Origin of the sequence: Streptomyces soli (assembly GCF_003999195.1) — a bacterium.
In the GTDB taxonomy this organism is placed as follows: Bacteria; Actinomycetota; Actinomycetes; order Streptomycetales; family Streptomycetaceae; genus Actinacidiphila; species Actinacidiphila soli.
In genome coordinates, this window is the sequence record NZ_RJVR01000124.1 from 24740 (window position 1) to 35883 (window position 11144).

Genomic DNA, 11144 nt, shown 5'->3' on the forward strand with positions numbered 1-11144 from the left:
GTCGAATACGGCAGTGTTACGGCTAGGCTGGGAATACCGATCGGACACAGGACAGGGAGAGGTTGCAGTGAGCGAGCTCCGTACTCTGCACAACTACATCAACGGAGAATTCCGCGACGCCGCTGACGGGCGGACCACGGATGTGGTCAACCCGGCCACGGGCGAGGTCTACGCGACCGCTCCGCTGTCCGCAGCCGCTGACGTGGACGCGGCCATGGCCGCCGCCGCGGCGGCGTTCCCGGCCTGGCGGGACACCACCCCCTCCGAGCGGCAGAAGGCCCTCCTGAAGATCGCCGACGCGATCGAGGCCCGCGCCGAGGAGCTGGTGGCGGTGGAGAGCGAGAACACCGGCAAGCCGCTCGGCCTGACCGCCAGCGAGGAAATCCCGCCGATGGTCGACCAGATCCGCTTCTTCGCCGGCGCCGCCCGCCTCCTGGAAGGCCGCTCGGCCGGCGAGTACATGGACGGCATGACCTCCATCGTCCGCCGCGAGCCGGTCGGCGTCTGCGCCCAGGTCGCGCCGTGGAACTACCCGATGATGATGGCCGTCTGGAAGTTCGCCCCGGCCCTCGCCGCGGGCAACACCGTCGTGCTCAAGCCGTCGGACACCACGCCAGCCTCAACCGTCCTGCTCGCCGAGATCCTCGGCGGCATTCTGCCCACCGGCGTCTTCAACGTCGTGTGCGGCGACCGCGACACCGGCCGCCTGATGGTCGAGCACCCCACCCCCGCCATGGCTTCCATCACCGGCTCCGTCCGCGCCGGCATCCAGGTCGCCGAATCCGCCGCCAAGGACGTCAAGCGCGTCCACCTGGAGCTGGGCGGCAAGGCCCCGGTCGTGGTCTTCTCCGACACCGACATCGCCAAGGCCGTCGAGGACATCTCCGTGGCCGGCTTCTTCAACGCCGGCCAGGACTGCACCGCCGCCACCCGCGTCCTGGTCCAGGACGCCATCCACGACGAGTTCGTCGCCGCCCTGGCCAAGGCCGCCGCCGACACCAAGACCGGCGCCGCCGACGACGAGGACGTCCTCTACGGCCCGCTGAACAACGCCAACCAGCTGGCCCAGGTCACCGGCTTCATCGAGCGCCTCCCCGCCCACGCCAAGGTCGAGACCGGCGGCCACCGCGTCGGCGACAAGGGCTACTTCTACGCCCCCACCGTCGTCTCCGGCCTGGACCAGGACGACGAGATCATCCAGAACGAGGTCTTCGGCCCCGTCATCACCGTTCAGAAGTTCACCGACGAGGACCAGGCCGTCACCTGGGCCAACGGCGTCGACTACGCCCTGGCCTCCTCGGTGTGGACCAAGGACCACAGCCGCGCGATGCGCATGTCCAAGCGCCTCGACTTCGGCTGCGTCTGGATCAACACCCACATCCCCCTGGTCGCCGAAATGCCCCACGGCGGCTTCAAGAAGTCCGGCTACGGCAAGGACCTCTCCGCCTACGGCTTCGAGGACTACACGCGGATCAAGCACGTCATGACGTCGCTCGACGGCTGACGCCGCTGGCCTGATCCCCGCCTCGGGGCCCCGGACGCCTGGCGTCCGGGGCCCCGGCGTAATGTCCGGGCCATGGAGTCGCACAGATCGCCCCAAGAGCGCGTCGCCCTCGAACGGCGCATACGCGTATGGCTGGTTGTCTTCGTCGTCTGCCTGGTGCTGAGCGGACTGACCGCCTTCCCCCTCGTCCACGAAGTGCGGTGGGTCGACGCCATGAACCTGCCCGGCGCCCTCGGCGGCTGGATCGCGCGGGTCAGGGAGGGCGTGGACGCAACCGACGCGAAGTATCCGTTCGTCCTCTACGGCACGGACTGGCTGGCCTTCGCGCATCTCGTAATCGCGGTGGCCTTCTACGGCGTGTACCGCGACCCGGTGCGCAATATCTGGGTCGTGGAGTTCGGGATGATCGCGTGCGTCGGGATCATCCCGCTGGCGCTGATCTGTGGACCGATCTGGGGGATCCCGTCCTGGTGGACGGTCATCGACATGTCTTTCGGGGTCTTCGGGATCATCCCGCTGTACGCCCTCCGGCGCATGATCAAGCGACTTGAGCTGCTGGCGGCTAGCCCAGCAGCGGCCGGAACGCCCCTGCCGCGACACTGACCGCCAGCGCCAACCCGGCGACACACACCGCACCGCCGACCAGGGCGGCGTCGGCGGCCCCGAAGGTCTGCCGCCGGGCGTACGTGCGAGGGGCGCCGGAGTCGAAGCCGCGGGCGTCCATCGCGGCGGCGAGCCGTGTGCCGCGCCGGATCGCGCCGACCAGCAGGGTGAAGGCGGCGGAGACGAAGAGCCGGAGGCGGGCGACCGGATTGCGGCCGGCGTCGACACCTCGCGCGCGGCGGGCGAGGTTGATGAGCCGCCATTCCTCGCCCAGGAGCGGCACCAGCCGCCAGGCGGCCAGCGTGCCGATGGCGAAGCGCACGGGCAGCCGGGCGTTCTGCACGAGGGCGTCGGCGAGGTCGGTCGGGTCGGTGGTGGCGAAGGCGATCACGCCCGGCAGGGCCACGGCGAACAGCCGCAGCGCGAGCGCCAGCGCGGACGCGGCGACCTGCTGCCGGTCCTGCGCGAAGAGGAACAGCGTGAGTACGGCCCCGAGCACGCTCACCAGCAGCGGCCACGCCCGCCGCGCCAGCGTGCCGTAGCGGAGGCCGAACAGCGGTACGACGGCCAGCTCGGCGGCCAGCGCGACAGCGGGGGCCACCGGGTCGAGGCTCACCACCAGCGCCAGGGTGAGGACGGCGGCGGCCGCGAGCTTGGCGGCGGGGTTGCGGGCGGCGAGCGGGGCAGCGGGGCTCACTGGGCTTCACCTCGCGATGTCGCACCGGGCACGGGCTGCGGCCTGGCGTTTTCGTGGGGGTACGGGTGGGGGTCCCCCGACCGAAGGTTGGGGGAGTCGTCCCCCGGGGGAACGCAGTACCGGACCGCCTCCAGCGGGCGGGCGGCGAGCGGGAGTTCGCGGGCACCGATGGCGGCCGTGAAGTCGGGGTCGTGCGTGACGGCGACGATGCCGTGGCCGTCGTCCCGCAGCCCCGCCAGGAGGCCGACCAGTTCGGTCCACGTACGCCGGTCCTGGCCGAAGGTCGGCTCGTCGAGGATCAGCAGCCGGGGCGCGGCGGCCAGGGCGGTGGCGACGCTGAGCCGGCGCTGCTCGCCGCCCGACAGGGTGTGCGGGTTCGCCTCGGCGAGGGCATCGAGACGCAGCCGTACGAGGAGTTCGTCGACGCGCGCCGGATCGCCTGCCCCCAGGGCGAGTTCGTCCCGTACCTTCGCCGTCACGAACTGGTGCTCGGGGTTCTGGAAGACCGAGCCGATGCGCCCGGCGAGGGCCCGGGCCCGCCACTTGTGAGGCGGCTTCGTAGCGTCCGGCCCGGCCAAGGCGGCGGTGGCGACAACCAGCCCATCGGTGGGTTTACGCAGGCCCCCCAGCTGAAGCGCCAGGGTGGTCTTGCCGGCGCCGTTGGGGCCGGTCACGGCCAGCGCCTCGGCGGCGCGGACCTGCAGGCCGTCCTGACGGAGCAGCACCTCGCCCGGCGTCGAGCGCGGAGACAGAGCCGGGACCGGATGGCCGGGCACCCACACCCCGTCGGCGGCCAGCTCGTCACCGTACCGGGCGAAGACCGACGCGGGCGGGCCGTCGGCGCGGATCCCGCCGCCGGGTTCGAGGACGATGACGCGGTCGAGCAGCGGCACCAGCTCGGCGACACGGTGCTCGACGATGACCGTGGTCGTGTCGTCGAGCCCGGCCAGAGATCCGCGCACCAGCCGCGCGCCGTCGGGGTCGAGGTTTGCGGTCGGCTCGTCGAGGAGCAGCAGTCCGGGCCGGGAAACCAGGGCGCCGGCGAGCGCGAGCCGTTGCTGCTCGCCGCCGGACAGCGCGGCGACGTTCCGGTCGCGGCCGTAGGGGAAGCCGACCCGGCGCAGTGCGTCGTCAACGAGCGGCCAGATGCGCTCGGGGCGCGTACCGATGTTCTCCAGGCCGAAGGCCACGTCGTCGCCGGCGCGTTCCATGACGAGCTGGGACTGCGGGTCCTGGAAGACGATGCCCGTCCGCTCCCGGACCTCGATCGTGCCCTCGCGCTCGCCGGACTCGGGCGGCAGCAGCCCCGCGAGCGCGGCGAGCAACGTGGACTTCCCGGCCCCCGACGGGCCCAGCAGCGCGACCCGCTCGCCCTGCTCTATGTCGAGGTCGACGCCGCGCAGCGCCCACCGGCGCCGCCCGGCGTGCCGGTGACCGAAGCCCCGGAGCCGTACGGCAGGCATCAGACGGCGATGCGTTCCCGCCCGGACGGGAACGGGTCGAGCGCTCCGGTCTGGGCGAGGGACTTGGTCAGCGCGAGGCTGCCGAGGCCGGCGATCACGGCGGAGCTGACGATGACGAGGGCTGCGTACGCGGCCTTCCAACCGGTCCCCGTCGTCGGGTAGTAGAGCACGATGTCCAGCAGCGCGGCCGCCCCGCCCGCCAGCACCCCGCCCGCCAGCGCGGTCGGCCAGCGCCAGCTGCGGTACGCGGACAGCGCGAATCCGAACTCCCCGGCGAAGCCCTGCAGGACTCCGTACAGCAGCGTGACCAGGCCCCACGGCGAGCCGAAGAAGGTCGCGACGGTCGCGGCGACGACCTCGCAGAAGATCCCGGCGCCCGGCTTGCGGATCACCAGCGGACCGAGCACTGCGGGGACCAGCCACACGCCGTACAGGACGGCCCGGCCGGGCAGCGGGATGGCGTTGGCCGCGCCCTCCCAAAGCGTGTTCCAGGCCCAGAAGATGACACCGAACGCGGCGCCGAGGACGGCGGTGACGACGATGTCGACGGTCCGCCAGCGATTGCTGCTCATAATGACTCCCTTCGCCGGCATGACCCGGATCAGGTTCGAGGGTCTGCGGCCCGTGGCCGCACTCTCAGCGCTGTCTGCGCTCCCCTGTCGGAATGTTCTGTTGTGCGATGAACGCGCTGCGACTGTAGCAGCGCAGGTCAGCCCTCGGAAGCCGCCAGCTGCCCGCACGCCCCGTCGATCTCCTGCCCCCGGGTGTCCCGTACGGTCACCGGCACCCCGTGCGACTCCAGCGCCGCGACGAACGCCCGCTCGTCCTCGGGGCGCGACGCCGTCCACTTCGACCCGGGCGTCGGGTTGAGCGGGATCAGGTTCACGTGCACCCGGCGGCCCTTGAGGAGCCGGCCGAGCAGGTCGGCGCGCCAGGCCTGGTCGTTGATGTCCTTGATCAGTGCGTACTCGATGGAGATACGGCGGCCGGACACATCCGCGTAGTGCCACGCGGCGTCCAGCACCTCGCGCACCTTCCAGCGGGTGTTCACCGGCACAAGGGTGTCGCGCAGTTCGTCGTCGGGCGCGTGCAGCGACACCGCAAGGCGGCACTTCAGGCCCTCGTCCGCGAAGCGGAGCATCGCCGGGACCAGCCCGACCGTGGAGACCGTGATGCCGCGCTGCGACAGCCCCAGCCCGTCCGGCTCGGGGTCGGTGAGGCGGCGGATGGAGCCGATGACCCGCTTGTAGTTGGCCAGTGGCTCACCCATGCCCATGAAGACGATGTTGCTCAACCGCGCCGGCCCGCCCGGGATCTCCTCGTCGCGCAACGACCGCATGCCCGCCACGATCTGGTGCACGATCTCGGCGGTCGACAGATTCCGCGTCAGCCCCGCCTGGCCGGTGGCGCAGAACGGGCAGTTCATACCGCAGCCGGCCTGCGAGCTGATGCACATCGTGACCCGGTCCGGGTACCGCATCAGCACCGACTCGACCAGCGTCCCGTCGAAAAGCCGCCACAGCGTCTTACGGGTCGTGTCGTCGTCGCACGAGATGTGCCGGACCACCGACATCAGCTCCGGCAGCAGATCCCCCGCCAGCTTGCCCCGCGCCGCCGCCGGGATGTCCGTCCAGGCGGCCGGATCATCCGCGTACCGCGCGAAGTAGTGCTGCGACAGTTGCTTGGCGCGGAACGGCTTCTCGCCGAGCTCCGCGACCGCCGCGCGGCGCTCCTCGGGCGTGAGGTCGGCAAGGTGCCGCGGAGGCTTCTTGGCCCCGCGCGGCGTGACAAAAGTGAGTTCTCCGGGTGCAGGCATGGTCGTACCAGTGTCTCAGACCGCCAGGGGTGCCCCGGCGCGCGGCCGCGGCAGCCGGACCGTAGCGGACCCCTCAGCTGGACCCGACGAACACCACCAGCAGCAGCCACACCACCGGTGCGGTGGGCAGCAGGGAGTCGAGGCGGTCCATGATGCCGCCGTGGCCGGGGAGGAGCTTGCCCATGTCCTTGATGCCGAGGTCGCGCTTTATCATCGATTCACCGAGGTCACCGAGGGTGGCGCTGACCGCGACCGCGAGGCCGAGCAGCAGTCCCTGCCACCAGGCGCCGTCGTCGATCAGGAACTGCACCAGGAGCGCGCCGGCCACCATGGCGAAGGTCACGGCCCCGATGAGGCCCTCGCGGGTCTTGCCGGGGCTGATGCGCGGGGCGAGCTTGTGGGTGCCGAAGCGCCAGCCGACGGCGTACGCGCCCGTGTCGCTGACGACGGTGAGGACCAGGAAGACGAAGACCCGCCAGGCGCCGTCGTGCGCGGCCAGCATCATGGAGACGAACGTGGCCAGGAAGGGCACGTAGAAGGCGGCGAAGACGCTCGCCGTGACGTCCCGCAGGTAGTTCTCAGACGGTTCGGTCATCCGCCAGACCAGCACCGCGAGGGCGGTGAGGGCCATGGCCACCCACGCACCTTCGGCGCCACGCGCGTAGCCGGCGATGACCATGGCGGCGCCACCGACGGCGAGGGGGACGAGCGGGGTCCGGATCTCCTTGCGCTCTTCGAGGCGGGAGGTGAGCTCCCAGAGGCCGACGACGACCGCCGCGACGACGACGCCGACGAAGGCGGCCTTGACGACGAAGAGGGAGGCGATGATGACGGCCCCGAGGCCGATGCCGACTCCTATCGCGGCCCGCAGATTACGGCCCGCGTTCTTCTTGGCGCGGCCCGGCTGGTCCGGATCGGGCGAGGAGGGCGGCGGCCCGGGCTGCTCCGCGGGCTGGGGGTTCTCGTCGCGGAACAAGGGGCCGCTCAGCTGAGCAGCCCCTTCGTTCTCGCCTCCCCAGGAGCCGGCACGTGGCGAAGCTCCCCAGGAAGAGTCGTTCACGGAGATTCGCCTCGCGTTTTCGTTCCGGTCCGATGGGAGAGGTGAGCAGGGAAGTACGTATGGCTGGGCCCGTCAGGACTCAGACCTCGAGCAGCTCGGCTTCCTTGTGCTTGAGCAGCTCGTCCACCTGGTGCACGTACTTCGACGTGGTGTCGTCGAGCTCCTTCTCGGCGCGACGCACCTCGTCCTCGCCGGTCTCGCCGTCCTTGACGAGCTTGTCGAGGGTTTCCTTGGCTTTGCGGCGCACGCTGCGGATGGAGATCCGGGCGTCCTCCGCCTTGGTGCGGGCGACCTTGATGTACTCCCGGCGGCGCTCCTCGGTGAGCTGCGGGAAAGCCACCCGGATGATGCGCCCGTCGTTGCTCGGGTTGACGCCGAGGTCGGAGTCGCGAATCGCCTGCTCGATGTTGCGCAGCGCGCTGCTGTCGAACGGCGTGATCACGGCCATCCGCGGCTCGGGGACCGCGAAGGAGGCCAGCTGGTTGATCGGGGTCGGTGCGCCGTAGTAGTCGGCCACGATCTTGTTGAACATCGCCGGGTGGGCCCGACCGGTGCGGATCGCGGCGAAGTCCTCCTTGGCGACGACGACGGCCTTCTCAAACTTCTCCTCCGCTTCGAGGAGGGTCTCTTCAATCACCATGTGCTCCTGGTCTTCAGAAGGCGGGGCCTCGCCCCTGCGCGCGTCTTTCCTGCACGGTGTCCGACCGGCAGCGTCTTGTCCATCCCCGTAACGAGCCTCTAGGCGCGACTGCCCTGGTCGTTGACGAGCGTGCCGATCTTCTCACCCTTGACGGCCCGCGCGATGTTGCCCTCCGCGAGGAGCTCGAAGACGAGGATCGGAAGCTTGTTGTCCTGACACAGGGTGATCGCCGTCAGGTCCGCGACCCGCAGGTCCCGGGCCAGGACGTCGCCGTACTCCAGGGAGTCGAACATGACCGCGTCCGGGTTCTTGCGGGGGTCGGAGTCGTAGACCCCGTCCACCCCGTTCTTGCCCATGAGAAGCGCCTTGGCGTGGATCTCCAGGGCGCGCTGGGCGGCGGTGGTGTCGGTGGAGAAGTACGGCATGCCCATACCGGCGCCGAAGATGACGACGCGGCCCTTCTCCAGGTGGCGGATGGCGCGGAGCGGGATGTACGGCTCGGCGACCTGGCCCATGGTGATGGCGGTCTGGACCCGGGTCTCGATGCCCTCCTTCTCCAGGAAGTCCTGGAGGGCGAGGCAGTTCATGACGGTGCCGAGCATGCCCATGTAGTCCGAGCGGGCCCGGTCCATGCCGCGCTGCTGCAGTTCGGCGCCGCGGAAGAAGTTGCCGCCGCCGATGACGATGGCGATCTCGTAGCCGTCCCGGACGACCGCGGCGATCTCACGGGCCATGGTGTGCACGACGTCGGGGTCGACGCCCAGCCCGCCTCCCCCGGCGAATGCCTCACCGGACAGTTTGAGCAGGTACCGGCGGTGGGTGCTGTCATCCATGGAGATCTCCTCGTGCACGTACGAGGAAGGCCATTGCCGTTCGGGTCCGTGATCGTTCCCTGTACGGCAATGGCCTCCTCGTCACAACTGCGGTCAGCCGGTGGGCGGCCGACTGCCTACGACCCTAGCGGGTCGCCGGTCAATCGCTCACGCGGCTCGGTCAGACGCCGACGCGGAAGCGGGCGAAGCGCTTCAGCGAGACGCCGGCCTCGTCCAGAACCTTCTGGACGGTCTTCTTGCTGTCCTTGGCGAACGCCTGCTCCAGGACCGCGTTCTCCTTGACGAAGCCGGTGACACGGCCGTCGACGATGCGGGAGAGGGCGGCCTCGGGCTTGCCCTCCTCGCGCGCGGTGGCCTCGGCGACGCGGCGCTCGTTCTCGAGCACCTCGGCCGGGATCTCCTCTCGGGAGAGGTAGGTCGGGGAGAAGGCCGCGATGTGCTGCGCGACGTCCTTGGCGACCTCGGCGTTCGGCTTGTCCAGCTCGACCAGGACGCCGACCTGCGGGGGCAGGTCCGGGCTGGTGCGGTGCAGGTAGGAGGCGACGAAGCCGTCGTCGAACTGCGCGAAGCGGTCCAGGACGATTTTCTCACCGAGGGTGGCGTTGGCCTCGTCGACGAACGCCTGGACGGTCTGGCCGTCCTTGATCTCGGAGGCGAGCAGCGTCTCGATGTCGGCCGGCTTGGTGGCGGCGACGTGGGCGGCGATCTCGTTGGCCGTGGCGACGAACTTGTCACCCTTGGCGACGAAGTCGGTCTCGCACTTCAGCTCGACGAGGACGCCCTCGGAGTTGTCTGCGGCGATCAGGGAGACAACGGCACCGTTGGAGGCCGAGCGGCCCTCGCGCTTGGTGACGCCCTTCTGGCCCTTGACTCGGAGGATCTCGACGGCCTTCTCGAGGTCGCCCTCGGCCTCGACGAGCGCGTTCTTGCAGTCCATCATGCCGGCGGCGGTCAGCTCGCGAAGCTTCTTGACGTCGGCGGCGGTGTAGTTCGCCATGGTCTGTGAGTCTCTTCTCGGAAAGTCGGTGAGTCCGGTGAAACCGGTGGTTCTACGGGTGAACGGCGGGGGCCGGAGCCCCCGCCGTCGTCAGCCGTGATGAGGAAAGGCTGAGGCTCAGGCCTGCTCGGCGTCTGCGGCCGGAGCGTCGGCGGCGGGCGCCTCGGCGGGCTCGGCAGCGGCCTCGGCGGCCGGGGCCTCGGTGGCCTCAGCAGCGGGGGCCTCGGCAGCCTCGGCGGCGGGGGCCTCGGTCGCCTCGTCGGACTTGGCCTTCTCGCCCTCCAGGAGCTCGCGCTCCCAGGCGGCCAGCGGCTCGGCCTCGGCCTTGTCAGCACCGGTCGCGACGCCGGAGCGGGCGATGAGGCCCTCGGCGACGGCGTCGGCGATCACACGGGTGAGCAGGGTGACGGAGCGGATCGCGTCGTCGTTGCCCGGGATCTTGTAGTCGACCTCGTCCGGGTCGCAGTTGGTGTCGAGGATCGCGACCACCGGGATGCGGAGCTTGCGCGCCTCACCGACCGCGATGTGCTCCTTCTTGGTGTCCACGATCCAGACGGCGCTGGGCACCTTCTGCATCTCACGGATACCGCCGAGGGTCTTCTCCAGCTTGTCCTTCTCGCGGGAGAGGACCAGGAGCTCCTTCTTGGTGAGGCCGGAGGCGGCCACATCCTCGAAGTCGATCTCCTCGAGCTCCTTCAGGCGCTGCAGGCGCTTGTAGACGGTCGAGAAGTTGGTGAGCATGCCGCCCAGCCAGCGCTGGTTGACGTAGGGCATGCCCACGCGCGACGCCTGCTCGGCGATGGCTTCCTGGGCCTGCTTCTTCGTACCGACGAACATGATGGAACCGCCGTGGGCGACGGTCTCCTTGACGAACTCGTAGGCGCGGTCGATGTACGACAGCGACTGGAGGAGGTCGATGATGTAGATACCGTTGCGCTCGGTGAAGATGAAGCGCTTCATCTTCGGGTTCCAGCGGCGGGTCTGGTGCCCGAAGTGGACGCCGCTCTCCAGCAGCTCCCGCATCGTGACGACGGCCATGGCCGTACTCCTCGGTTTTCTCGGTTTCGCGACCGCCGGACGGCTGTCGCGCCTGACGCCCCGACGCGCCGTGCCTCGGAAGGAACGCTTCCGGGACCGAGAGGCGCGGCCACCGTGCCGGTGAGGGTGTGGTGGCGGGGCGTGCGAAGTCGACCCGGTGACCCGGATCGCCATGGAAAGTGTAAGGGACCGCCGGAGCGCGGGGCGACATGCGCTTCCCGTGCGCAGGGGGCGCACGGAGTTATCCACAGGCACAGAGCAAGATCATCTTTGCGGGCGGGATCGCGCGACCCTCGGATCATGACACGTCACTTCATGATCCTCCTTAGTCTCGCCGCGGCAGTGGCCGTGCTCACGCCGTACGCGGCGGCCGCCGGTACCGGCGCTCACGGCGACGACGACCGCGACCGCGCCTGGCCGGTCGCCGGGCCGGGGCTGCGGGGGCGCCCCGTCGTGGAGCGCGGCTTCGACCCGCCGATGTCGCGGTGGGGCG

The 11144-nt window shown here is 70.3% G+C and carries 11 protein-coding genes, 1 pseudogene and 1 riboswitch; of the genes and pseudogenes, 3 read left to right on the plus strand and 9 right to left on the minus strand.

The features are described 5' to 3' along the window. The first annotated feature begins 67 nt into the window (after positions 1-67). A complete protein-coding gene (locus EFK10_RS10775; RefSeq protein ID WP_127355503.1) occupies positions 68-1504 on the plus strand; it encodes a gamma-aminobutyraldehyde dehydrogenase in 1437 nt (478 codons plus the stop codon). A gap of 72 nt (positions 1505-1576) precedes the next feature. Continuing rightward, complete coding sequence (locus EFK10_RS10780) at positions 1577-2107, plus strand: hypothetical protein (protein ID WP_127355504.1); 531 nt, start codon at positions 1577-1579, stop codon at positions 2105-2107. On the opposite strand, the gene EFK10_RS10785 is transcribed toward EFK10_RS10780, so the two are convergent. The 9 genes from EFK10_RS10785 to rpsB form a co-directional block, all read right to left on the minus strand. Then, positions 2067-2804 (minus strand): energy-coupling factor transporter transmembrane component T, encoded by a 738-nt coding sequence (locus tag EFK10_RS10785; protein ID WP_127355505.1) that lies wholly within the window; start codon positions 2802-2804, stop codon positions 2067-2069. The two genes, EFK10_RS10780 and EFK10_RS10785, sit on opposite strands and share 41 nt — an antisense overlap. Next, on the minus strand, positions 2801-4267 hold the full coding sequence (locus tag EFK10_RS10790) for an ABC transporter ATP-binding protein (RefSeq protein WP_127355506.1): 1467 nt from the start codon (positions 4265-4267) through the stop codon (positions 2801-2803). The genes EFK10_RS10785 and EFK10_RS10790 overlap by 4 nt, the downstream gene beginning before the upstream one ends. Beyond that, positions 4267-4839, minus strand: coding sequence for an ECF transporter S component (locus EFK10_RS10795; protein WP_127355507.1), 573 nt, complete (start codon positions 4837-4839; stop codon positions 4267-4269). Before EFK10_RS10795 ends, EFK10_RS10790 begins: the two co-directional genes overlap by 1 nt. Then, positions 4829-4935, minus strand: a riboswitch (TPP riboswitch). Its footprint overlaps the gene before it by 11 nt. Before the next feature lie 41 nt (positions 4936-4976). Beyond that, positions 4977-6083, minus strand: a complete 1107-nt coding sequence (rlmN, locus tag EFK10_RS10800) for a 23S rRNA (adenine(2503)-C(2))-methyltransferase RlmN (RefSeq protein WP_127355508.1) — start codon at positions 6081-6083, stop codon at positions 4977-4979. A gap of 73 nt (positions 6084-6156) precedes the next feature. Further along, positions 6157-7143 (minus strand): phosphatidate cytidylyltransferase, encoded by a 987-nt coding sequence (locus EFK10_RS10805; protein ID WP_127355509.1) that lies wholly within the window; start codon positions 7141-7143, stop codon positions 6157-6159. 79 nt (positions 7144-7222) lie between these two features. Continuing rightward, positions 7223-7780: a ribosome recycling factor gene (gene frr / locus EFK10_RS10810; protein WP_127355514.1), complete on the minus strand. Its 558-nt coding sequence runs from the start codon at positions 7778-7780 to the stop codon at positions 7223-7225. A gap of 101 nt (positions 7781-7881) precedes the next feature. Next, a complete protein-coding gene (gene pyrH, locus EFK10_RS10815) occupies positions 7882-8616 on the minus strand; it encodes a UMP kinase (protein WP_127355510.1) in 735 nt (244 codons plus the stop codon). 160 nt (positions 8617-8776) lie between these two features. Beyond that, positions 8777-9613 carry a translation elongation factor Ts gene (gene tsf / locus EFK10_RS10820; RefSeq protein ID WP_127355511.1) on the minus strand — a complete coding sequence of 279 codons (837 nt, stop codon included), beginning with the start codon at positions 9611-9613 and terminating at the stop codon, positions 8777-8779. A 117-nt stretch (positions 9614-9730) separates the two neighbouring features. Beyond that, entirely contained in the window at positions 9731-10651 is a 921-nt protein-coding gene (gene rpsB, locus EFK10_RS10825; protein WP_127355512.1) for a 30S ribosomal protein S2, read from the minus strand. A gap of 300 nt (positions 10652-10951) precedes the next feature. On the opposite strand from rpsB, the pseudogene EFK10_RS10830 reads away from it, so the two are divergent. Then, positions 10952-11144, plus strand: a pseudogene (locus EFK10_RS10830) (hypothetical protein); the annotation flags it as partial.